General features: G+C 67.7%; 16 protein-coding genes. 9 read left to right on the top strand and 7 right to left on the bottom strand.

Features of this window, described 5'->3' with window-relative positions; translation table 11 throughout:
* Positions 1 to 9: 9 nt before the first annotated feature.
* Positions 10 to 1,887: a dynamin family protein gene (locus tag ACLMAL_RS19955; protein ID WP_412000451.1), complete on the bottom strand. Its 1,878-nt coding sequence runs from the start codon at positions 1,885 to 1,887 to the stop codon at positions 10 to 12.
* A 17-nt stretch (positions 1,888 to 1,904) separates the two neighbouring features.
* The gene (locus tag ACLMAL_RS19960) at positions 1,905 to 3,602 is read right to left on the bottom strand and encodes an IniB N-terminal domain-containing protein (protein ID WP_412000452.1); all 1,698 of its coding nucleotides are present in this window, start codon (positions 3,600 to 3,602) and stop codon (positions 1,905 to 1,907) included.
* A 301-nt stretch (positions 3,603 to 3,903) separates the two neighbouring features.
* On the opposite strand from ACLMAL_RS19960, the gene ACLMAL_RS19965 reads away from it, so the two are divergent.
* The 6 genes from ACLMAL_RS19965 (at position 3,904) to ACLMAL_RS19990 (ending at position 13,665) form a co-directional block, all read left to right on the top strand.
* A complete protein-coding gene (locus tag ACLMAL_RS19965) occupies positions 3,904 to 5,748 on the top strand; it encodes an Hsp70 family protein (RefSeq protein WP_412000453.1) in 1,845 nt (614 codons plus the stop codon).
* The gene (locus ACLMAL_RS19970) at positions 5,741 to 8,404 is read left to right on the top strand and encodes a LuxR C-terminal-related transcriptional regulator (RefSeq protein ID WP_412000454.1); all 2,664 of its coding nucleotides are present in this window, start codon (positions 5,741 to 5,743) and stop codon (positions 8,402 to 8,404) included. The genes ACLMAL_RS19965 and ACLMAL_RS19970 overlap by 8 nt, the downstream gene beginning before the upstream one ends.
* Positions 8,405 to 8,439: 35 nt before the next feature.
* Positions 8,440 to 9,588, top strand: coding sequence for a hypothetical protein (locus ACLMAL_RS19975; protein ID WP_412000455.1), 1,149 nt, complete (start codon positions 8,440 to 8,442; stop codon positions 9,586 to 9,588).
* A 167-nt stretch (positions 9,589 to 9,755) separates the two neighbouring features.
* Complete coding sequence (locus tag ACLMAL_RS19980) at positions 9,756 to 11,111, top strand: S1 family peptidase (RefSeq protein WP_412000456.1); 1,356 nt, start codon at positions 9,756 to 9,758, stop codon at positions 11,109 to 11,111.
* A gap of 212 nt (positions 11,112 to 11,323) precedes the next feature.
* Entirely contained in the window at positions 11,324 to 12,652 is a 1,329-nt protein-coding gene (locus ACLMAL_RS19985) for a S1 family peptidase (RefSeq protein WP_412000457.1), read from the top strand.
* A gap of 128 nt (positions 12,653 to 12,780) precedes the next feature.
* Positions 12,781 to 13,665, top strand: a complete 885-nt coding sequence (locus ACLMAL_RS19990) for an NRDE family protein (RefSeq protein WP_412000458.1) — start codon at positions 12,781 to 12,783, stop codon at positions 13,663 to 13,665.
* Between the two features lie 60 nt (positions 13,666 to 13,725).
* Here ACLMAL_RS19990 and ACLMAL_RS19995 read toward each other — a convergent pair whose 3' ends face one another.
* The gene (locus tag ACLMAL_RS19995; RefSeq protein WP_412000459.1) at positions 13,726 to 14,460 is read right to left on the bottom strand and encodes a hypothetical protein; all 735 of its coding nucleotides are present in this window, start codon (positions 14,458 to 14,460) and stop codon (positions 13,726 to 13,728) included.
* A gap of 470 nt (positions 14,461 to 14,930) precedes the next feature.
* Here ACLMAL_RS19995 and ACLMAL_RS20000 point away from each other — a divergent pair, with 470 nt between their 5' ends.
* The 3 genes from ACLMAL_RS20000 to ACLMAL_RS20010 all read left to right on the top strand — a co-directional run bounded on the left by ACLMAL_RS20000 (position 14,931) and on the right by ACLMAL_RS20010 (position 18,747).
* Complete coding sequence (locus tag ACLMAL_RS20000) at positions 14,931 to 17,984, top strand: (Fe-S)-binding protein (RefSeq protein ID WP_412000460.1); 3,054 nt, start codon at positions 14,931 to 14,933, stop codon at positions 17,982 to 17,984.
* 152 nt (positions 17,985 to 18,136) lie between these two features.
* Positions 18,137 to 18,337, top strand: coding sequence for a type II toxin-antitoxin system VapB family antitoxin (locus tag ACLMAL_RS20005; protein WP_412000461.1), 201 nt, complete (start codon positions 18,137 to 18,139; stop codon positions 18,335 to 18,337).
* Between the two features lie 11 nt (positions 18,338 to 18,348).
* A complete protein-coding gene (locus ACLMAL_RS20010) occupies positions 18,349 to 18,747 on the top strand; it encodes a PIN domain nuclease (RefSeq protein WP_412000462.1) in 399 nt (132 codons plus the stop codon).
* A gap of 12 nt (positions 18,748 to 18,759) precedes the next feature.
* Here ACLMAL_RS20010 and ACLMAL_RS20015 read toward each other — a convergent pair whose 3' ends face one another.
* From ACLMAL_RS20015 to ACLMAL_RS20030, 4 genes are read right to left on the bottom strand one after another with little or no spacing between them, the layout of a single operon-like run.
* Entirely contained in the window at positions 18,760 to 19,584 is an 825-nt protein-coding gene (locus tag ACLMAL_RS20015) for an enoyl-CoA hydratase-related protein (RefSeq protein WP_412000463.1), read from the bottom strand.
* 50 nt (positions 19,585 to 19,634) lie between these two features.
* Positions 19,635 to 20,261 (bottom strand): QsdR family transcriptional regulator, encoded by a 627-nt coding sequence (locus ACLMAL_RS20020; protein ID WP_412000464.1) that lies wholly within the window; start codon positions 20,259 to 20,261, stop codon positions 19,635 to 19,637.
* A gap of 2 nt (positions 20,262 to 20,263) precedes the next feature.
* Positions 20,264 to 21,412, bottom strand: coding sequence for an acyl-CoA dehydrogenase family protein (locus ACLMAL_RS20025; RefSeq protein ID WP_412000465.1), 1,149 nt, complete (start codon positions 21,410 to 21,412; stop codon positions 20,264 to 20,266).
* On the bottom strand, positions 21,412 to 22,641 hold the full coding sequence (locus tag ACLMAL_RS20030; protein WP_412000466.1) for an acyl-CoA dehydrogenase family protein: 1,230 nt from the start codon (positions 22,639 to 22,641) through the stop codon (positions 21,412 to 21,414). The genes ACLMAL_RS20025 and ACLMAL_RS20030 overlap by 1 nt, the downstream gene beginning before the upstream one ends.
* Between the last annotated feature and the right edge of the window lie 197 nt (positions 22,642 to 22,838).

Genomic DNA, 22,838 nt, shown 5'->3' on the forward strand with positions numbered 1-22,838 from the left:
CATCGATTCTCATCGGCCCACCGTACCGACCTGCCCTTCCAACGGCGCGGCACGCTCGATCACCCGTATGGTCTGCATGGCATCCGCATAGCGCCGCAGCTCCGCGACCACCCGCAACTGCCGCTCGAGCACCGTGCACCGCTCGGCGCGCCGCGCGGTTTCCATCGTCGCCGCCTCCTGCGCCGCACGCAGCGAATCGTCGATCGAGCGCAGGCTGCGCTCGGCGACGCCGGTGTAGTGGTCGCGCAGGGCCCGATGGATGCGGTGCAGCCGGTCCTTGGATTCCTTGCCTGCTTGGAAGGCGACATCGTCGACGAACCGCCGGACCGCGATCTTCGCCTCGTTCCGCCTGCGCGCCATCCTGGCCTGCTTGTCATCACGGAAAGCCTTGCCGCCGACCAGCAGACCCGCGCCGAGCGAGAGCGGGTTGAGCAACGCAAGCCCGGCGAAGGTGCTGGCGAGACCGACCATCAGCACACCGCCATAGGAGCCGCGCATTCCGACGAGCAGTTTGCTGCCGAGGCCGATGTCGGGCTCCAGGTCGGCGAGGGTGCCCGATCCGGCGCGGCTCTCGTCGGTGTTGAGGCCGGGGTGCACGTCGGGCAGGTCGACGGCACCGATTTCGGTGAAGTGTTCGGCGACCTGCTCGGCGAGTTGCACCGCGCGGGCATGCGTCCACAGCAGGTTGTCTCCGAGTGCGGTATCGATGGTGCCTGTGAGCCATTCGGCGATCCGGCCCCAATGCCTGCCGGGATCATGGGCGTCGATCCACTCCTCACCGGTTCGGGCGATAGTGCGCAACCGATCACGCAGATCATGATCGACATCGCCGGCCAGGTCGGTGATTCCGTCGGCGAGTGTCAGCTGCCATGCCGCCGTGCGGCGGTGCAGGTCCTCGGCCGCAGTCCTGGCCGACTGCAATTCGCGCACAGCCGCAGCGCCCTGCTCGGGATCGCGTAGCGCGACCAGTTCGCTGCCCAGAGCGAGCGCCAAATGTTCTGCGGCCGACTGGATGTCGCGCGCTACCGCGAGGCGGGTCGCGGCCACATCGCGGGCAACCACCTGCTCCCGCAGGAACTGATAGAGCACGCCGAAGCCGGATTCGATGCCGAGCTGCTGATCCTGCAACCGCATGGCGTGGCTGCGCAGCACCGCGGAGACCGGGATCATCGGCACGTCGAGCCGTGCCCACTCCAGGTGGCGAAGGTCGGCCTCGTGCACCTGCCGCCAATGCGGGTACAGGTCGGTTTTGGTGAGCAGGAGCGCGACCGTCGGGCACAGTTCGCGCACCTGACGCACAAAGGCGAGCTCCGGCTCGGTCAGCTCGGTCGAGGCGTCCGAGAGCACCAGCACCGCGTCTGCGGCGGCCACCATGCCGAGCACACTTGCCGCATAAGAACTTCCGTGCCCGCCGACCCCGGGGGTGTCCACCAGTACGATGCCGTCGGCGAGCAGCGGGTTCGGCACTTGAATCTCCAGACGGAGAATCCGGCGTCCCTCGGCCAGCGGTGATCGTGCGGTGATCGTGCCGATCTCGTCGACCGGCACCGGGATTCGTGCCTCCTGCCCACCACTGTGACCTGTGACGACCAACTCGGCACGTGGTTCGGGCCCATGGGAAAGCACGGTCGTCACCGCGGTGGTCGCATCATCGCCCACCGGGCAGATATCGAGGTTCAACAGTGCGTTGACGAACCGACTCTTGCCCTGATCGAGCTGTCCGGCAATGACGATGCGCCGCCGCGGATCACGGACCCGATCGGCCGCCACTTCCAAGCGGCCGACCAGGTCGGTGCGACCCGCAGCGCGCGCCGCGGCGATGGTTTCACCGAGTACCGAAAGCAGCGGTACCGCAGGTGGTTTCGCCTGTGGTGCGGGTGTCCCCATCGCGTTATCGCTCTCCCTCAGTGCAGGAACATATCGTCGTGCAGGTCCCCGCCACCGTTTCCGGCGACGTCGGCACCCGCATGTGTGTCGGAGAACAGGCTGGAGTCGCCGTGTGCGTCGACCGAACTGTCCAGGCCCGAGCCGAAGGCACTCGAAACATCCAGTGACGACCAGGTATTCGCGGTCGAAGCAGCGGTCGACCCGACACTGCCGCCGAGATCCGCCGCGCCGTGCGCCCCGGCGTCCGCCGCACCATGTGCTCCGGTCCCCACCGAACCACCCACTCCCGCAGCCGTTTCCAGCCCGGAGTGCACAGTTCCACCAGCACTTGTGGACAACCCGCCGCCGAGATCGGCAGCCGTGTCGATCCCCGTCGACAGTCCACCGTTGATCGCGCCGCCGAGCCCTGTCTCGAGGCCCGTGCCCAGGTGTGTCCCCACGTCCGCAGCGCCACCGACACCAGCGGACAGGCCGGTATCGGCAGCACCGACTCCTGTCGAAAGTCCCGTCTCGAGCCCGGTCGCCGCCTGCGCACCGGCGCCGACAGCACCACCGAGGTCGGCGGCCAGATCAGTGCCTGCGTGCGCACCCGCGTCGACAGCACCACCCAGACCCGACGTCAGACCCGCACCCGCCTGCGCACCAACATCGACAGCACCACCCAGACCCGCACCCGCGTCTGCAACACCCTGCAAGCCGGTGGACAACCCCACTCCCAGATCCGCTCCGGCCTGCGCACCTGCACCGAGGTCGGTCGACGCTTGGCCACCGGCGTCGAGGACACCACCGATTCCGGTGGTCAACCCCGTTTCCAAGCCCGTGCCGAGGTCCATCGCACCGCCGAGACCGGTGGCCAGGTCAGCACCCAGATCAGCACCCACCTGCGCGCCCGCACCGAGTACACCGCTGAGGCCGGTGGACAAACCCGCCTCCAAACCCGTCCCGAGCTGGGCACCCGCATCGAGCGCACCTTCGAGGCCGGTGGTGACACCAGCGCCCACATCCGTTCCCAGCTGCGCGCCGGCGCCGAGAGTGGCACCGAGCCCGGTTTCGAGTCCTGCCGCGGCCTGCGCCCCCGCGTCCAGCACACCGCTCAGATCGGTCGCGACATTTCCGCCGAGACCAGCACCGCCATCGACAACGCCCTGCAGGCCGTTGGACAACCCGGCACCGAGGTCGACAACAACCTGCGCGCCGGCGCCGATGACTGCGCCGAGGTCGGTGTCCAGTGCACCGCCGAGGCCTGCCGTCAGGTCGGCGCCCGCATTGGCGAGGCCATCGAGACCTGCGGAAACCCCGGCGCCGATGTCGGCACCGAGCTGCAGGCCCGCGCCGATCGCGGTGTTCAGGCCAGAGGTCAGATCGAGGTCGACTCCAGTTCCGGCTTGCAGGCCGAGGTCGATGTCGTTCTGCAAGCCGCCGCCGAGATTCAGGCCCGCGTCGGCGGCGACGGCCGCTCCGGTGGTGACCGCAGCGGCAGCGCCTGCGTTCCCGGCGGCCTGCGAACCGGCCGCGACGATCGCCGACAGTTGCGAGCCACCGCTGACCAGCGCCGATTCCGCGACCATCGGGGCGACGGCGGCGATGTCCTCGGGCGTCACATCGGGTAGACCGGCCGCGACCAGCGCCTGGCCGGGGTTGGCGCAGTACGCCACCGCGGCGTCGTGGTGGCGTAGCAGGTTGAGAATGAACTCCAGAATCGCGTTGGGTGTCATCGAAATCATCTCCTGGATGAGCGGACCCTCGCGATCCGCGGTCGTTGGAATGCATTTCACGCTAAGGACCCCACGCGTTACTTCGAAACGGGGCGGACCCCTACTGTCCGCCGTCGATACCCGTTAGGGACCCGAAGACCATTAGGGGAATTTCCCCGACCATGCCCCGATTCAGTAACGGCGGACCGCCAGCAACCGACAGAACTGACGGATCCACAAGATCCACGCAACCCTTTTCCGCAGCGGCGGGACTAACCAACAGCGTCATCGGACCGAACAGTTTTTCGAACGGGGTTCTCGAATGACAGAGCGTGTGGCGCTCGGCATCACAGTCGGAGCATCGAATTCGGTCGCCGTGGCGGCGACCGGGGATATCGGCGACGGGGTTGACGGACCCGCAGGTAGCGGCGCCGTTTTGACCCACCCGAGCGTCCTGCGCCTGGCCGCGGACAGCGCGCCGGCCTTCGGGACGGACGCCCGCGCCACCGGCAGGCATTCCAGCGACGTGGTGCTCGATGGCTTCCTCGACCGGGTCGGCGATCCGGTCGGCATCCTGGCCGAGGACGGCACGAGCCATGCCGCCGCGGACCTGATGGCCACGGCCGTCAGATGCTTGATCGACGAAATCGATACAGAGGCAACGCAAGACGGCTCGGCCACGGTCGCGTGCCATCCGGCGTGGTGGTCGCGGCACACCGTCGATATGCAACGCGCCGCGCTGGATCGGGCGGGCCTACGTGAGGTGACCCTGGTTCCGGAACCGACCGCCGCGGTGCGCTGGCTCGAAGCCGCACACGGCCCGCTCGGCGACAGCGCGGTGGTCGTCTACGACCTCGGCGCCACCGGGCTGACGGTCTCGGTGGTCCGCACCGGCGAACAGGCGGCCTTGCTCGGCACACCGCTGCGTACCACCGACGTGGCAGGCGCCGAATTCGACCTGCTGACCATGCGCTACGTCCTGGCTAACGCGCTGGGCGGAAATGAATTCGATCCGTTCGACCCGGTCGTCGAGCGTGAATTGTCAGTATTGCGCGAACGCTGCAGAAATGCGAAAGAAGAGCTTTCCATAAATACCGCGACCGTGGTTCCGGTGCGCTTGGATCCCATCGATCGGCACACCGACAACATCCGGCTGATCCGCGGCGAGCTGGAGGATCTGCTGCGCGGACCGCTGCTGAGCTCGATCGAACTGGTCCGGGATGCGGTGCAGCGTGCCGGGCTCGACATCGGCGATATCGGCCGCGTGCTGCTCACCGGTGGCGGCGGCGCGATTCCACTGGTTGCCGAGCTGATCTCGACCGAGTTCGGCCTTCCGGTCGTCGCGGCGGCGGAGCCCGGACACACCAGCGCTCGCGGCGCCGCCGTGCTGGCCACGGATCTGCTGGCCGCCACCGGCGATCGCGAGCCGCTCATGGCCGCGGCGGCGGTCGTGACGAATGCCCCGGCGAAGACCGAAGAGCTACCCGCGGTGTCGTGGCAGGACAAATCGCCGCCGAAGGTGGGGGCGCTGCCCGGCTCACGTGTCCGCAACCTGACCGGCCGAAAGCGGGCCGCCGTTGTCGCGGGCGCGGTGGTCGTCATCGGGCTGCTGGCGACCGGCACCGTCGCGATCGGCACCGGGGCCCAACCCGAGCCGAGCCGTCCCGCATCCACCGAACAGGCCACCGCCGGCACGTCCGACGTGGCGGCGACCACCGGCGCGGGAACCGGCAACGCACCGGTTCCCGGAACAGTCGCATCGGTGGCAGACCCGACCGGTACCGACCCGAAACCCGAAGCAGGACAACCCGGCTCCGCAGCGCCGGGCGCGACGTCGGCGGAGGCGGTGAACAACGGGCCCGCGCCCGACCAGGCCGTGGCGAGTCAACAAGCGCCCGCACCGGCCAACCCCGCGCCTGCGACGCCCGGAGCATCCCAACCAGCCCCACAGTCTCCGGCTCCGGCTCCGGCCCCCGCACCAGCGCCTGCACCCGCCCCGGCTCCCGCACCAGCGCCTGCACCCTCGCCGAAACCGCCCACCCAGTCGCCGGGCGGCGCACTGAACAACACCCTCGACGGGGTCGTCGATGGCGTCGACGGGGTCGTCGACGGCGTCGGCGGCATTCTGCACGCGCCCGGCCAGATCATCGGAGGCTCTGGTGGCTGACATCGCGTTCGATACCCTCCCGTGCGCCCGCGAGATCTTCCGCGAATTGGATGCCGCCGGTCAGCGGCCGGTCGTGTATCTCATCCGAGGCCGCTCCGGCACCGGTAAATCCACGTTGCTTTCGGTCATCCGCGCCCGGCTGCAGGCCGGCGGGATCGCACTGCAGGATCACCCCGCGCTACCTGCGACTGCGCTCGAGGTCGGCTCCGGCGATGCCGTCCATGCGATGGCCGGCGCGCGTAGCGCGTTCGGTGCCGCAGCAGGCAATGGGCGCCGTACGTCCCGTATCGTGCCCGCCGCCGACACCACGCAGTCCCGCGCCGAAACCACGCAGGCAGGGCCCGCCCTGATCATCGACAACGCCGAGACCCTGAGCCACGCCGAGCTCGAAAACCTCTGCGCAACTGTCGAATCCGGCCACTGCACGATGGTGATCGCAGCCCAGCCCCGCCCGCACGACCCGTCCCTGCGCAAGCTCGCCGACACCGTGGCGCGCCGCGGCCGGGTGGTCGACCTCCGCGCCCTCGGCGTGAGCGATATCGCGCCGTTCGCCCGCGAGCTCGGCATGGCGGTGCCGCGCCCGGTGGCCCAGCACATCCACCAGCAGACCGCGGGCATCCGCAGTGGCGTGGTCGCCGCACTCACCGCGGCCTGTTCGGCGCGGCTCGACGCCGGTATCGGCGCCGTCGACGAGGCGGTCGCAGGCTGGGCGCGCGCCATGCTGGACAACGTGGCGCCCGACCTGCTCGAGACCATGGTCGTGGCAACCACCGGCACCGGACTCGATACGACCGAGCTGGCCGAGGTGCTCGGCATCGACACGGCCGCGGCGCAGGATCTCATCGACAGGGCCCGGGCAAGCGCCCTGGTGACCGATGCCGACCTGCTGCTCGGTCCCGCCATCGCACCACTGCGCACGGTGCTCGGCGACCGACGGTTCGTCGCGGTCCAGCGCAGGCTGCTGACCGCGCGATTGGACGCAGGCCTGATGCGCGACCACACCGCGTTGCAGCTGGCCGAGTCCGGCGTGCGCGATCAGCGACTTGCCGAATTCCTGTGCGCCGCCGCGACAAAGGCGGGCCGCGACGCGGTGCGCTATTACGCCGCGGCCGCCGCGGCCGGCGCCGACCCGGACATCATCGCGGTGCGCTGGGCCGAGGCGGCCGCCTGCATCGGCGACGGCGAGACAGCGATGCGTCTAGCCGAGCCGGTGCTGGTCCGCTCGGGTGTCAGTGCACCGGAACTCGCCGCGGCCGTGCGGATTTGCGCGGCGGTGCTGACCCGACGCGGTCTGGTCGGGCGGGCGGCGCAGTTGTACTCCTGGCTCGGATCCCATCGCATCGGCGCGGATTGGGCGGTCGGCGCGACTGTCCTATACCTCGCGGGCGATGTGCGCGCCGCCGCGGAGATGTCGCATTCGGCGACACAGTGGCCACCGACCGAGACCAACGCGCACGCCCGGCTCATCGCCACGGCACTCGCACAGACCATTGTCGAGCACGAAACCGGTACCACCGCAGCAGTTTCCGCGCTCATCCACGCGGCGCAGGCCGATTCGGGAGTCGACAGGTTCCTGCCGTGCACCGCGGTGTCCATCGCGACTCTGCTGTGCCTCGGCACCGGTGAACCCGACCGTGCAGAGGATGCCGTGCGCAGAGCCACCGCAAGCGGCCTGCGTTGTCATCAACTCCAGGTGCTGCAGGCGTGGGCCGCGATGCTCGGCGGCGACGAGCAGACAGCCGCGGCGACAGTCGCAGCATTGCAACCGGGTTCGCTCGATATCCGCGACCAGCTGCTCGCCCACGGCGTCGCCGTCGGCCTGGCGCGGCGCAGCGGCGATCACGCCGCGCTCGCCAAGGCCTGGCAGGCTGCCTACCCACTGTTCGACGACGTGGACACCGATCTGCTCACCTTGCTGCCGATCGGCGAGCTGTGGCTCGCCGGCATCCGGCTGCGCGACGAGCGCCGGATTACGCCGCTGGTGGACGCCTCCCTTGCCTTGCTCCGACGCCTGGATCAACCGCCGGCCTGGGCGAATGCCTTCCACTGGTACGGCGTGCAGGCTGCGATCGCACACGAGAGTCCCGCAGAGCTGCTGCCGCACGCTCGACTGCTCAAGACCGCGGCCGAGGCGGGCGACCGGCATGCCGCCGTGCTCGTCGACGCCGGCCGCACCTGGGTGCTCGTGCTGCGTGGCGAGGTCGCGGTCGCGCAGGTGCAGGTTGCCGTCGCCGGACTCAGCGAGATCGGCCTGACCTGGGATGCCGCCCGGCTCGCCAGTGAGGCCGCGCTCGCCGCGGGCGACTCCACGACCGCGACCGCACTGCTCAAGCTGGCTCGCGCGGTTCGCTCCGACGCGCGTCCGCAGGAACCCGCAGTCCGTCCGCCCGCGCATGCCGCGGCGCCGAACGGTCGGGAGCTTGCCGCGTCTGCACCGGCGGCGCAGGCGACGGCGATCCTCAGCGAACGCGAACGGGAAGTCGCCGAACTCGTACTGCTAGGTTTGACCTATCGGGAGATCGGCGCACGCCTGTACATTTCCGCGAAGACGGTAGAGCATCACGTCGCCCGCATCCGGCGCCGTATCGGTGCCAGGTCCCGCTCGGAGCTTTTGTCTATGCTCCGCGCGATGGGACACGGCTCGCTGCTGGTGTGACGGGTCGCGGACTGATCCGAAGCGAGGTAACGAGGATGGCCACAGGCGTCGGTCTGCGCATCGCCGAGAACAATTGCACCGCGGCGATTGTCACCGACGCCGGTGAACCGCAATTCATCATCCGCGAGTCGATCCTGCACATGTCCGACGACGGCGACACCGTCCTCGGCGGACCTGCGCCGGCCGATCACTCGCACTCCATCACCGAGTTCGTTTCCCGGGTAGGCGATCCGGCCGGTATCCCGGTCGACGCCGGCGAGGCCTACCGGGCCGAGGATCTGGTTGCGACCGCACTGTTCTGCCTGATCAATCTGGCGGCCGAGTATTTGAACGGCCCGGCCGAGTTCTATGCGACCCATCCGGCCGACTGGCCGCCGCTATACGTCCAAGCCTTGCGCGATTCGCTCGACTATCTTGGCCTGCGCTCGGTGGTGCTGGTCAGCGAGGGCGACCTGCCCGGCACCGATATCGGCGACCCGGAGGCAGCGTTGGCCTACGACGCCGCCCGCGCGGCACTGGCCTCGGTGCTGGCGACACCGGCGGGCAGCACCCCGCCCGATCCGAGCGACGCCGAGAACTCGACCGTGGTCACCGACGTGATTCCCGCGGTGCCTGCCCCCGGGTCGCAACAAATGCAGGCCTACTCGGCGGCGCTGCCGATCGCCGACCCGATCCTCGCGCAACTGCCGACCGCAGCGGTAGCGGAGTCGCCTGCCGCGCCGAAGACCATCGCGCCGAGGGCCACCGCGCAGCCAGGCCGCACCACCCCGGTGCTGATCGCGGCGGCGGTCGTGATCGGGTTGGTGCTCGGCGGTTTCGGCGTGTCGGTGCTGTTCCGCGATACCGGAAAGACCCCGGTGCCGACAGTGCGGGACGCCAAGTCCGATCCGGTGACGGTAACCCCGACGCCACCGGCGCCACCGGTGGAGTTCCCCACCGTGCCCATCACGACGCCCCCGCCGACCACGGAACCGCCGGTGGTCATCACCCGCACGGTCGAGCCGGAAACGACCGAGCCACCGGTCACCACGACCACCGAGCCACCGGAAACCACCACCGAGCCAACGACGACCGCCCAGCGAACGACCAATTCGCGGCCGACTCGAACGACCAGCCCCTTCCATATCGACGTGCCAACACCGCGGCAGTGGCGGCCCACCTCGGAGATCACACGTCCTCGCTGATTTAGTAGAGCCCAACCCCGGTTTGTGCCCTAAAGTGATCCGCTGACCGGTGTTGCCGGAAAAATTTCCGACGACCGGTCTGTTGCTGGACGAGGACTGTGCGCCAACGGATTCAGCCTGTGGCCCACGGATGTAGCTGGCACGCCCCGTGCCGACGAAGGGACTTCATGCGCAAGTTGGTGGCGCGCAGCGCCGCGGTCAAGGCAGCAGCCGTCGGATGCGCCGCGACCGTTTTCCTCGCTCCATTTCTCGGTATCACCTCTGCATCGGCCACCCCGACGCAGCTGACCGCCGAAAATCTGCCCGCCGAATTGGTGCAGGCCATTTCGCGCGATCTGAAGATGACGCCCGCGGAGTATCTGGAACGGTCCGCCCGCGCCCAGCAGCTCAGCGAATACGCGCGTGACTTCCGATCCGAACGTCCCGATTCCTTCGCAGGCGCGTGGATCGGCACGGACGGCAGGCCGTTCGTCGCGGTCACCTCGGTCGATGCCGCCAAGATCGCCTCGGCCGCCGGCTACCAGACCCACCTCGCTCCGGTCTCGGCGAACGCACTGGAAAACTCCCTGATGCAACTGAATCAGTGGATCAACACGCTGCCGCGTGAGCTGTCCTCCACGATCAACTCCGTCGCTGTCGACTTCCTCAACAGCCAGCTCGTCCTCAGCGTCGCGAACACTCCGGCCGGCCACGTGCTGAATCTGCCGACGCTCATCGCCAACGTGAAGGTCATCCTGTCGCCGGGCAGCGGCGGCCCGATCGAGCGCCGCCCGATGGGCGGCGACACCTACATCAGCGCCCCCACCTCGCTGCACGATGCCGAGCTGCGCAGCGTCGATGTGTGCTCGTTCGGCTTCAACGGCGTGGACGCCGCGGGCAATGCGCTCAACATCAGCGCCGGCCACTGCGACCCGAATCTCGGCAAGGGCGACCAGCAGGCGGGGGTCTACCTGCCCAACGTCAAAGATATTCCGAACAGCCCCGAGGTCGGCACCTTCATGCAAGCGAAGCTCGGCGGACCGACCGCATTGGACTATTCGGTCATCAAGCTGAACGAGCGCGCGGTCAGGGCCGGCATGGACCAGCCGTCGGTGCGCGGCTCCAACGGCACCACACTGACCATCACCGGCACCGCCGACCCGGTGACCGGTGCACCGGTGTGCAAGTCGGGGCAGTCGTCCACCTTCACCTGTGGGTTCGTGGTGGCAGATCGGGTCGAGACCCAGCTGTTCACCGCGGAGGGCGTGAGCAAGACCGTGCGCGGCTTCGCCAGCTCGGCGTGCACCCTGGGCGGCGACAGCGGTGGCGCGATCTTCACCGGCACCCTCGCGCTCGGCATCACCAGCGGCTCCAACGCGGCCGACGCACCGAATTGCAACGACGCAAATGTCGGCCTGGCACAGTACGGCGGCACCGCCTCGCTCGGCATTCCGATCCGTGCGATCCTCGCCGATATCGACGCATCCTCGGGCGGCGGACTCGGCAGCGGTGTCGAGTTGCGCACCAAGCAGGCGGCCGGCTAGGCGGCTGCGTCGCCTTCGCTCGGCCCGGCGCGGGTGCGGCTGCGTCGCCTTCGCTCGGCCCGGCGCGGGTGTCGGCGGCCTGCCGTCCGACAGTGCCATCAGGTGTGTCAGAGCCTGCTCACACCGGACGTGGCGTCGGTTACGTCCACAGCGACCGAATCGCCCCCCGTGATAAGTAGGCACCCCCGGGCCGGAGCCCATATAGTCTGGGAATGCTCCTGCCACGTATAGGTCAGCTCCGATCAGCTGCGCGACAGACCCGGGTCCGAAAAACAGTAATCGCCGCCTCGGCGGCGATTCTGCTGTTCGGTCCCACAGCAGCAGTAGCGACGGCACAACCCGACCCGAATGCCGGACTTTCCCCCGAGCTGGCAGCGGCCGTGGCACGCGATCTGAAGATCTCGCCGGAGGAGTACCTGCACCGCGCCGACCTCGCCCAGCAGGCCGCGGCCTTCGCCACTACCGCACAGCGTCAGTACCCCCAGGTTTTCGCCGGTTCGTGGCTCGACGACGCAGGCCGCGTCGTGGTGGCGCTCGCGCCGGGATCCGGCAACGATGAGGCGCGCAAGGCCGCCGATTCGGCCGGATTCGAAGTCCGCAACGTCGCCAAGAGCGAGGCTGCGCTGCGCGGTGAGAAGACCGCGTTCGAGCGGTGGCTCGACGGGCAGCCCGAGGCGGTGTCCGCGCTGGTGCGCGGCGCGGTGATCGACACCGTCAACAACAGCGTCGCAGTGCGGGTCGACAAGCCGGGTCTGCCGATGCCGAGCTTCATCGATCCGATGCGGGTCATGGTGATGGCTCCGCCGGTGGCGAGCGAGCCCGCGAACCTGCCGCGGGCCGGCGAGATCGCCGGTGAGGCGCGTGGCGCGCTGTCGGGCGGCGACGGTTTCGCCTCGATCGGCGGTGATACGTCGCTGCGTTGCTCGTTCGGCTTCAATGGCACCGACCGGTCCGGCAACACCGTGAACATCACCGCGGGCCACTGCAACCCCGACATTCCCTCGGCGGGCAACGGCAATGCGGCAGGCGTTTTCGAGCTGCACGGCGATCGCGCGGGCGCACAGCTCGGCACGTTCCAGAAGTCGGTGCTCGGCGCACAGGACTACTCGATCGTTCGGATCAACGACCAGGCCAAGGGCCGCTTCGAGAACAACGGCGTGCGGGTGCCCGGACGGGCGCCGATCCCGATCGACGGCGTCGCCACGCCGGTCGTCGGTGCGCCGGTCTGCAAGTCCGGTTCGCGCACCGGCTTCAGCTGCGGCGTCGTCAATGCCGTCGATCAGACCGTGCTGGTCGGCGATCGTGAGCTCACCCAGAGCTTCTCGGCCAACATCTGCGCGCTGCCCGGCGACAGCGGCGGCCCGATCGTGACCGGCCGGATGGCACTGGGCATCTCCAGCGCGTCCTCGGTGGCCGACTTCCCGATCTGCGAGATCCCCAACCTGATCGGCGCCCTCACCGGCAATGTGCCGCAGCTGTTCGCGCAGCCGGTCAGCGTGGTCCTCTCGGACAACCCGGGTCTGCGGATTCGCACCAACTGATCCTCGGGTCACCGAAAAGGCCGGCAGCGAGTTGCTGTCGGCCTTTTTGCTGTCACTGCGCTGTTCTACCGGCCGTCCGGGGATGAATGCGCTGTCAGCGGCCGGTAGGTTCCGGCATCCTGGATTACATGTGTTTGGTTTTGATCGGCTGGCGTGCACATCCGGAGTTTCGGTTGATCGTCGCGGCCAACCGCGACGAGTTCTACACCAGGCCGACCGAATCAATGCGGTGGTGGCCGGAGGTGGCCGGCCTGCTGGCCGGACGCGATCTCGGGGCCACCGGCAAGGCGGCGAGTGACCCCCCGGGCACCTGGCTCGGTGTGACGCGAGAGGCGCAGGGACGCAATCGCTTCGCCACCGTGACCAACGTCCGCAACCCGAACGGTGAACGCGCCGACGCCCGTTCGCGTGGTGCGCTGCTGATGGATTTTCTGCGCGGCGCCGACGACCGCCATCCCAGCGGCAGATTCCCCGGCCCCGAAAAGTACGTTCTCGACGTCGCTGCGGCACCGGATGACTACAACGGGTACAACTTGGTGGTCTCGGACCTCGAATCGCTCTGGTGGCATTCCAACCGCAGTACGACCCCGCCGCGCGAGCTGACGCCGGGCTTCCACGGTCTGTCCAACGGGACCTTCCTGGCCTCGACGGCGCCGGGACCCGCGACGGCATTGGAAGCGCCGCAACCCATCTGGCCCAAAATGCGCGACGGCGTCCTCGGCCTGCGCGCCGTCGTCGAGACCGATCCCGGCAATATCGACCGATATTTCGAGGTGCTCGCCGACCGCACCCAGGCGCCGGACGATCAATTGCCGCACACCGGCATTCCGCTGTCGCTGGAGCGGGCGGTGTCCGCCAGATTCGTCGCGCACCTCCTGCACGGCACCCGGGCGAGCACGGTGCTGCTGGTGCGCGAGGACGGGACGTTCGAGATGGCCGAGCGATCCTTCGGCAGGTTCGGCAAGCGCACGGGCGCCGTTGCGTTCAGCGGCGCCGTGGATCTGCCGGACTGACCCGGAAACGACGATCGGCCCGCTCTCTACGAGAGCGGGCCGATTGTTGTTCGGTTCGAGTTAGTTCGGCGTTTGAACCGGCGCGGCCGCGGGCGTCGCCACCGGCTTCTCGGCCCACTTCGAGGTGCCATCCGCAGCCTGGATGGTGTTGAGCAGCTCGAGGCCCGCAGCAACCAGCGTCGGACCGCCGACGGCGATGGTGCCGAGGATGCCGCCGATGCCCGCACCGGTCACCAGACCCGGAAGGCAGCCGAGCGGAAGGGTGATGATGCAGCCGGCGATCGCACCGATCGCGGTACCGATGAACCCGCCGACGGCGGTCGCGATGCCGAAGTTGCTAGCGAATTCGTTCTGCGCGCGCTGGTTTTCGATCGGCGACGCGACTTCCTTGGCGACAACCGGCTTCGCGACGACCGGCTTGTTCGACACCACGAGATCCGCGGGCTTTTCCGGGGTGACCTCGAGCACGGTGCCGTCGTTCTTCATATCCGCTTTGACCGGCACGAGCTTGCCGTCGACATCCACGTTCAGCGGGAAGGAGACGAGGGTGTTGCCCTTGCCGTCACGCACGTTGGCGACCGTGGTCTTCGGGTCGTCGACAGTGGCGCCGGGCTCCTCGGTCACCGAGAAGGTTCCACCCTTGAGGGTTGCTACAACGACCTTGTCAACCAGCTTGACGGAGTAGCTGAGAGGCTGCGGCGCCGCAGGTGCAGGCTCAGCATGTGCGGTGCCGAGGCTGATAGTCATCGCACCGATGACCAACGCCGAAGCCGCAGTAGTTCTGCGGAGATTCATTCAGATTCCAATCCATCATCACGGGTGTTCCTGAGCCTTCTCCAACACGCGAGAGCTCATTCAACCCAATGGCGGTCTGACCTTCGGGTTCTCCCCGAGCGGTGTGAAGACAGGCACAGCAAATAGAACGGACGTGAGACTAATCGAACCGCCATGAAGATGCGAGATGCATTACTAGCCCTGGGAACACGAAGGACTAAGCCTGTCCTTACCTGCAGGAACGCATGGGTCGACGTTTACGGTGGTGGTCGGTAGTAGACACCGTAGGATCGGTCGAATTTGTGTGACATTCTTCACGGGCAAATTTGGGCTCGAGCCCCTGCATGAGGGCGTTCCGCCCGGCCGGCGATCGTACGATGGAGACCAGTTGTTACTGACGGGTAACTTACTGGCGGTTAGGATACGAGCCAACCGAGGCGGCACATGGCCGCCCTCGACACTCGTGTTGCCTCTAAAAGAAAGGTCGCGACATGAATGCCCTGACAGTGACGCTGGGCACGATTGGGGCGACGCTCAGCCTCCTGTGTTGGGCGTCGTTCTTCGGCGGCGTGCGGAATATCGTCCGCGCCATCATGATCGGCCAAGGCGCGCCGGACCGTTGGCGACCGTTCTTCCCTCGCTTCAAGCAGATGCTCGTGGAGTTCATCGCGCACACCCGCATGAACAAATTCCGCACCGTCGGCTGGGCGCACTGGCTGGTGATGGTCGGCTTCCTCGGCGGCTTCATGCTGTGGTTCGAGGCATACGGCCAGACCTTCGATCCGGAATTCCACTGGCCGATCATCGGCGGCTGGGCGATCTACCACCTGTGGGACGAGATCCTCGGCATCGGCACCGTGGTCGGCATCTCGGCGTTGATCATCATCCGTCAGCTCAACCACCCCAGGGTGCCCGAGCGGCTGGCTCGCTTCACCGGCTCGAAGTTCGCACCCGCCTACGTGATCGAATCGATCGTGCTGCTCGAGGGTCTGGGCATGATCTTCGTGAAGGCGGGCAAGATCTCCGCCTACGGCCACTCGAATCCGGCCACCGACTTCTTCACCAGGCAGGTGGCCGAGCTGCTGCCCGCGAGCACCACCATGGTCGCGCTGTTCGCGTTCGTGAAGCTGATGTCCGGCATGGCATTCCTGTACCTGGTCGGCCGCAACACCACGTGGGGTGTCGCGTGGCACCGGTTCTCGGCGTTCCCGAACATCTACTTCAAGCGTGAAGACGACGGCGGCGTCGCGCTGGGCGCGGCCAAGCCGATGATGTCCAAGGGGCAGCCGGTCGACATGGAGTCGGCCGATCCGGACAACGACACCTTCGGCGCCGGTCGGATCGAGGACTTCTCGTGGAAGGGCTGGCTGGACTTCACCACCTGCACCGAGTGCGGTCGCTGCCAGTCCCAGTGCCCGGCCTGGAACACCGGCAAACCGCTGTCGCCGAAGCTGTTGATCATGTCGCTGCGTGACCACGGCTACGCGAAGGCCCCCTACCTGCTGGCCGGCGGCCGCAAGGATATGGGTGGCGACGAGGTCGGTCTCGTCGACGCCGAGGGCAACCCGAACGAGGGCGCGCTGGCGAAGATTTCGGCGGCGGCCAAGGCCGAGGCCGAGCGGCCCCTGGTCGGAGACATCGAAGCGGGCGGCATCATCGATCCGGAGGTGCTGTGGTCGTGCACCACGTGCGGCGCGTGCGTCGAGCAATGCCCGGTCGATATCGAGCATGTCGATCACATCATCGATATGCGCCGCTACCAGGTGCTGATCGAGTCGGAGTTCCCCTCCGAGCTGGCCGGGTTGTTCAAGAACCTGGAGAACAAGGGCAACCCGTGGGGGCAGAACTCCAAGGACCGGCTCAACTGGATCAACGAGATGGACTTCCAGATCCCGGTCTTCGGTAAAGACGCCGACAGCTTCGACGGCTACGAGTACCTGTTCTGGGTCGGCTGCGCGGGCGCCTACGAGGACCGCGCGAAGAAGACCACCAAGGCCGTGGCCGAACTGCTTGCCACCGCCGGGGTGAAGTTCATGGTGCTCGGTGCGGAGGAAACCTGCACAGGTGACTCCGCACGCCGCGCGGGCAACGAATTCCTGTTCCAACAGTTGGCCGCGCAGAACATCGAGGTGTTGAACTCGGTCTTCGAGGGCGTGGAACAGAGCCGCAAGAAGATCGTCGTCACCTGCGCGCACTGCTTCAATGCGCTGAACAACGAATACCCCCAGGTCGGCGGCAACTACGAGGTCGTGCACCACACGCAGCTGCTGAACCGGCTGGTGCGGGCCAAGCAGTTGATCCCGGTCGCCTCGGTGTCGCAGAACGTCACCTACCACGACCCCTGCTACCTGGGCCGCCACAACAAGGTCTACGACGCACCGCGTGAACTGATGGAAGCCTCCGGCTCCACCCTGGTCGAAATGCCACGCCACGGCGAACGTTCCATGTGCTGTGGCGCCGGTGGCGCCCGCATGTGGATGGAGGAACAGCTCGGCAAGCGCATCAATATCGACCGCGTCGACGAAGCGCTGTCCACCTCGCCGGCCAAGATCGCGACCGGTTGCCCGTTCTGCCGGGTGATGCTCACCGACGGTGTCACCGCGCGCCAGGAGCAAGGCCAGGGCGAAGGCGTCGAGGTCGTCGACGTCGCGCAGCTCATGCTCGACGCCATCGATCGCGTCGACGCGGGCACGTTGACCGAGAACTTGACGGTGGTGCAGGAACCGAAGGCTCCCGTCGTCGAGGAAGTTCCCGAGGCCGAGCCGGAACCGGCCCCTGTCGCGCAGACCCCTGCGGCGGCCGAGGCCGCGCCCGCGGGTGGCGGCTTGGCAATGAAGGGCCCGGCGAAAGCACCAGGTGGACTGGGCATGAAGGGCGCGGCCAAGGCACCCGGCGCCAAGGCATCCGACGAGGCACCGGCCGAGGCGGCCACCGCGGCGCCCGCCGCACCGGCCAAGGGCCTGGCCATGAAGGGCCCGGCGAAGGCACCCGGCGGCAAGGGCTTGGCCATGAAGGGCGCGGCAAAAGCGCCCGGCGCCAAGGCCGAATCGGCTCCGGCCGCCGAGGCTGCACCCGCGGCCGAAGCGCCCACGGCACCCGCAGCACCGGTGAAGGGCCTGGCGATGAAGGGCGGCGGCAAGGCCCCCGGCCTCGCCATGAAGGGCGCGGCCAAGGCACCGGGTGCCAAGGCTCCCGCGGCACCCGCACCTGCCGAAGCACCGGCGCCCGCCGCGGCTCTGGAAACAGCGGCCGCCGAACCCGTTTCGGAACCCACCGAAACCAAGCCGACGGCACCGGTCAAGGGCCTCGCCATGAAGTCCGGCTTCAAGCGCCCCGGTCCCAAGGCACCGGGCACCGCAGCCGCACCGGCTCCCGCCGCACCGGCCCCCTCGGCGGCACCGACCGCCGAGACACCGGTGGAATCAGCTCCGGAACCCGACCAGCCGACCAACGGCAACGGGACCCCCGAAGCCACTCCCCCGGCCGCCAAGCCCGGCGGCCTCGGCTTCAAGTCTGGAGCGAAGGCGCCGGGCCGCAAGAACTGACCGGCAACCACTCAATACGATCGGCCCAGGTCCGCACGGACCTGGGCCGATCGGCTTATCGACGCAGGCATCGCAGCTCCGATGCAGCGTCCTACTCGACACCTGCATCGTGATATCATTTACCTAGAGAATTTGATATCAGGAGGTTCGCGATGTCTCGAACACTAATCGACATCGACGACGATGCTCTGGCGCTCGCCGCAGAAGAGCTCGGCACCAAGACCAAAGTTGCCACGGTCAATGCCGCGTTGCGGGAGGTAGCCAACCGGCGAGCGGTGTCGAAGATGATTCAACAGCTCCGCGATAGCGAGACCGACCTTTCGCCCGAGGCGATGAAGGGGGCTTGGCGCTGAGGACACTGTTCATGCTGGCGGACAAGTCAGCGCTGGAGTGGGTTCTCCGCGACGATGTCGCAGCGGCCGATTTCATGCGAGTGACAGGCGAGCCAGGGGCGCTGGTCGCCGCATGCCATCTCACAGCATTGGAAATCGGGTATTCAGCGCGATCTCATGCCGACTACCTCGCCAAGCTCGCCGGCCAGAAATCATTGGTATGGCTGCCGGTAACCGAAGAAGTAATGGATCGCGCCCTGGAGGTTCAAGGCCTCTTGGCCGAGCAGGGGGCCCATCGTCAACCCATCCCAGACTTGATCACCGCCGCAACGGCCGAGATTCACGGGGCAACAATCCTCCACGTGGACAACGACTATCAAACGATCGCGGCGGTTACTGATCAGCCGCATCATCGCTTGAAAACCAGGTGACCACGCCGGAACCTAGGACAACCAGTCGTCGAGGTCGGGGAGTTCGGTCTCGACCTTGCCGGTGAACTGGGGTGGGCGCTTCTGGAGGAAGGACATGACGCCTTCGCGGAGGTCGGCGCTGGAGAAGGCGTAGGAGATCAGGCGGGCGTCGAGGGTGAACACGTCTTCGGGGGTTTTGTCGCCGGACATGGCAACCAGCCCGCGGCGGATTGCCGCGACCGAGACCGGCGCGACCTGCGTGGCGAGTTCGGCGGCGAGGGATCGGGCGGCCGGAAGCAGGTCTTCGGGGGCGTGCAGGCTGGTCACCAGGCCCGCGGCCAGTGCTTCTTCGGCGCCGAAGATTCGACCGGTGAGCATCCATTCCTTGGCGCGAGCCAGGCCGACGATGCGGGGCAGGAACCAGAGGGAGCCGCCCTCGGGGAAGAGGCCGCGGCGGGCGAAGACGAAACCGAAGCGTGAATCCTGTGCAGCGAGCCGGAAATCCGCCGCCAGGGTCATGGAAAGGCCGACACCGACCGCCGCGCCCTGCATCGCGACGATGACAGGTTTGTTCAGGTTGGTCATCGGGCGCACCACCCTGGTGGACCACTCGACCCACCCCGGCGCGGTGACGTCCTCATCGGAGGCACCCGCGGTCAGGTCCATGCCGACGCAGAAGTCCTTGCCGGTGGCGGCGAAGACGACCACGCGGACCTGGTCGTCACGGTCGGCGGCGGTGAAGGCCGCGCCGAGCTCATCGGCCATCTCGGTGGTGAAGCCGTTGCGGGCATCCGGGCGGTTGAGCGTGATCGTCGCGACGGCATCGGCGACGCTGTAGATGATGGTGTTGTAGGACAATTCGACTCCTGATCGATTCGAGCGACCTGCAAACAGTCGCTAGCGGTGGGTCAGCGCTTGCCGGATGCGGCGGTAACGAGCAGTTCGACCATGGCCGTCGCCTTGTCCGATCGGGGCGGGTCACCGGTGATGACGTCGCTCCAGACGAAAGCTTCGCCGATACGGACGATGGCGTAGGCGAGATCGCGTATCTCGATGCGCGGATCGAGGTCGGGCAGATCGGTCAATCGGGATGCCGCCCAGTCGATCATCCGGCTCTGCACAACGGTGTAGCCCGAGGTGAGCACCCGCAGACCGTATTCGGGGTCGTCGGCGACAAATCGTGAGAGCGGTTCGAAGGTGCGCACGGTGTCGGCGAGCCTGCCGAAATTACGGACGAAGCGGTCGAGGGGACCGCCGTACCCGCGCGCTTCGACCCGGGCGATCGCGTCGGCGATGATCCGCCAGACCACCTCGCCGATCACCACTTCCCTACTGCCCCACCAGCGGTACAGCGTCGCGCGACCGATGCCGAGCTCGCGGGCCAGCTGTTGCATATCAATGCGACGGCCGTCGAGAAACCACCGATGCGCGAGATCGATGACCTCCTCGCGCGTCGGCTTCGACCGGGCATCGGGTGGTTGCGCGGCAGCCGATAGCGACTCCTCCCGCACCGATTCCGCCTCGCCGCGGGACACGGTTAGGGCCTCGTGAGTGCTGCGTACCGAGCGAGATGCTGCTCGCTGGAGCCGAATTCGCGCTCGATCACGGTCAGCCGCTTGAAATAGTGTCCGATCGCGAGCTCTTCGGTCATGCCCATGGCGCCGTGCAGCTGCACCGCGTTCTGACCGATGAACCGTGCCGCGCGACCGATGGTGACCTTCGCTGCCGACACCGACCGCGCGCGGTCGGCAGCGGAAGCGCCGAGCGAATAGACCGCGAGGAACACCGCGGCGACGGCCTGCTCCAGTTCCATATACATGTCGACCATGCGGTGCTGCAGCACCTGGAAGCTGCCGATCGGCACACCGAACTGTTGGCGCTGCTTGGCGTATTCGACGGTGTCCGCGAGCACTTTTCGCATACAGCCGACGGCCTCGGACGCGATGGCCGTCGTCGCTTCGTCCACGGTCGCTTCGATGTCGTCCCAGGCCGCGCCTTCGGTACCGAGCAACGCGTCGCCCGGCAGCCGGAGACCGGTGAAGGTGAGGTCGGAGCCGACCCTGTCATCGATGGTCCGGTAGGAGTGCACCTCGACTCCGGCGGGCGGGTTGGCCGCGTCGAATTCCGTGAGGAACAGCGACACACCGGCCTTGTCGCGCCGGTCGCCCGAGGTGCGGGCAGTGATGAGCAGATGGGTGGCCAGCGGCGCGCTGGTCACCACGGTTTTCGCACCGTCGAGCACCCACGCCTCGCCATCCCTGCGCGCGCTGGTCGACACGTCATGGAACGTCGGGCCCGACGTCGGCTCCAGCGCGGCGAAGGCGGTGCGGGCAGCGCCGGACACGATCTGCCGCAACACTTCCTCGGCCCGCTCGCCGCCGGAACGCGCCAGCAGACCGCCGCCGACAACAACCGTGTCGACATACGGTTCGACAACCAGCGCGCGGCCGAGCTCCTCGGTGATCACCATCAGCTCGATCGGGCCGCCGCCCATGCCGTCGACCCGCTCCGGCAGTGTCGCGCCGAGGATGCCGAGCTCGTCGGCGAAGCCGCGCCAGAGGGCAGGCTGCCAGCCCGCATCCGATTTGGCGGCGTCGCGGCTCTTCTCCAGTTCGTAGCGGGCGCCGAGGAATCCGGCGACCGCGTCGCGCAGGAGTTCCTGCTCTTTGGTGAGTGTGAAGTCCATCAGAGCCCCAATGCTGCCTTGGCGAGGATGTTTCGCTGAATTTCGTTGCTGCCCGCATAGATCGAGCCCGCACGGTCGTTGAAGTAGCGCAGTGGTGCGACGGCCTGCCAGTCCTGGCCGCTGCGGTAACCGTCGGCGGGCGGGGTGAATTCGGCGATCGGCCCGCCGGGCTTGGTGGCGTGCGGTTGATAGACACGGCCGCGCGGGCCCGCCGCCTCCAGCGCGAGTTCGGTGATCCGCTGGCTCAGCTCGGTGCCGAGCACCTTGAGCATGGACGAGGCGGGGCCGGGGTTCTTGCCCTGCGCCATCGCGGAAAGGGTTCGGTATTCCAGGATCTCGAGCACTTCGGTGCGAATCCGCGCGTCGGCCAGCTTCGCCGCGAACGCCGCGTCGTCGATCAGCGGATTGCCATCCGGCCCAGGCTGATTCGCCGCCACGTTGGCCACATCCTGCGCCATCACCTGCAGCCACGGTGACGCCGCGCCGCCGCGTTCGTGCACGAGCAGGTACTTCGCCACCGTCCAGCCGTCGTCGATCTGCCCGAGCACATTGCCCTTTGGCACCCGCACATTGTCGAAGAAGACCTGGTTCTGCACCTCCTCGCCGGAGGTCATCACCAGCGGACGCACCTCGATGCCCGGCGTGGTCATATCGATCAGCAGGAATGTGATGCCCTGCTGCTTCTTTCCCGCGCGCGAGGTGCGCACGAGGCAGAAAATCCAATTGGCCTCGGTCGCATGGGTGGTCCAGATCTTGCTGCCGGTGCAGAGGAAGTCTTCGCCGTCTTCGACCGCCGCCATGGTGAGCGAGGCCAGGTCGGACCCGGCCTCGGGCTCCGAATATCCTTGGCAGAAGAAGATTTCGCCGGTCAGGATGCGCGGCAGATAGAACGCCTGCTGCTGCGGGGTGCCGAATGCGACGATCGCGGGCGCCACCATCCTGATCCCCATCGGCGACAGCGTCGGCGCGCCCGCCAGCGTCGCCTCCCGGTTGAAGATGTAGTGCTGGGTCAGGCTCCAGTCGCACCCGCCGTGCTCGACCGGCCACGCCGGCGCCGCCCACCCTCGCTCATGCAGGATGCGCTGCCACTCCATGCTCGCCTCGTGGTCCGCATAGACACTCGTCGCCAAGCGCCCGGCTTTGCGCAGTTCGGGCGTCAGCTTCGCGTCGAGGAATTCCCGCACCTCGTCGCGAAAGGCCAGATCCACCGCTGACCAGTCGTATTCCATCTGCCCTCCCAGAGGTATGCGTCATTGCCGCACCGCGAGCCCCTAGGCCCACGAGACACAACATACGTCTGTCTCACGTCCGAATCAAACTGAAGCCACCCGACAGCAGTTCTAATTCGGACGACCCGAGCAATAGGCGGTACCGGGCGGAGAGGTCTTCTCGACGTTCGACTCAGCCATGTACGGCTCGCCGACAG

Source organism: Nocardia sp. CWNU-33 (assembly GCF_046764895.1).
GTDB lineage: Bacteria > Actinomycetota > Actinomycetes > Mycobacteriales > Mycobacteriaceae > Nocardia.

What these genes read in the sequence shown, in the direction of transcription:
- ACLMAL_RS19955 (WP_412000451.1), bottom strand. Translation starts at nt 1,887, where the DNA reads ATGGGGACACCCGCACCACAGGCGAAACCACCTGCGGTACCGCTGCTT.
- ACLMAL_RS19960 (WP_412000452.1), bottom strand. Translation starts at nt 3,602, where the DNA reads ATGACACCCAACGCGATTCTGGAGTTCATTCTCAACCTGCTACGCCAC.
- ACLMAL_RS19965 (WP_412000453.1), top strand. Translation starts at nt 3,904, where the DNA reads ATGACAGAGCGTGTGGCGCTCGGCATCACAGTCGGAGCATCGAATTCG.
- ACLMAL_RS19975 (WP_412000455.1), top strand. Translation starts at nt 8,440, where the DNA reads ATGGCCACAGGCGTCGGTCTGCGCATCGCCGAGAACAATTGCACCGCG.
- ACLMAL_RS19980 (WP_412000456.1), top strand. Translation starts at nt 9,756, where the DNA reads ATGCGCAAGTTGGTGGCGCGCAGCGCCGCGGTCAAGGCAGCAGCCGTC.
- ACLMAL_RS19985 (WP_412000457.1), top strand. Translation starts at nt 11,324, where the DNA reads ATGCTCCTGCCACGTATAGGTCAGCTCCGATCAGCTGCGCGACAGACC.
- ACLMAL_RS19990 (WP_412000458.1), top strand. Translation starts at nt 12,781, where the DNA reads ATGTGTTTGGTTTTGATCGGCTGGCGTGCACATCCGGAGTTTCGGTTG.
- ACLMAL_RS19995 (WP_412000459.1), bottom strand. Translation starts at nt 14,460, where the DNA reads ATGAATCTCCGCAGAACTACTGCGGCTTCGGCGTTGGTCATCGGTGCG.
- ACLMAL_RS20000 (WP_412000460.1), top strand. Translation starts at nt 14,931, where the DNA reads ATGAATGCCCTGACAGTGACGCTGGGCACGATTGGGGCGACGCTCAGC.
- ACLMAL_RS20005 (WP_412000461.1), top strand. Translation starts at nt 18,137, where the DNA reads ATGTCTCGAACACTAATCGACATCGACGACGATGCTCTGGCGCTCGCC.
- ACLMAL_RS20010 (WP_412000462.1), top strand. Translation starts at nt 18,349, where the DNA reads ATGCTGGCGGACAAGTCAGCGCTGGAGTGGGTTCTCCGCGACGATGTC.
- ACLMAL_RS20025 (WP_412000465.1), bottom strand. Translation starts at nt 21,412, where the DNA reads ATGGACTTCACACTCACCAAAGAGCAGGAACTCCTGCGCGACGCGGTC.
- ACLMAL_RS20030 (WP_412000466.1), bottom strand. Translation starts at nt 22,641, where the DNA reads ATGGAATACGACTGGTCAGCGGTGGATCTGGCCTTTCGCGACGAGGTG.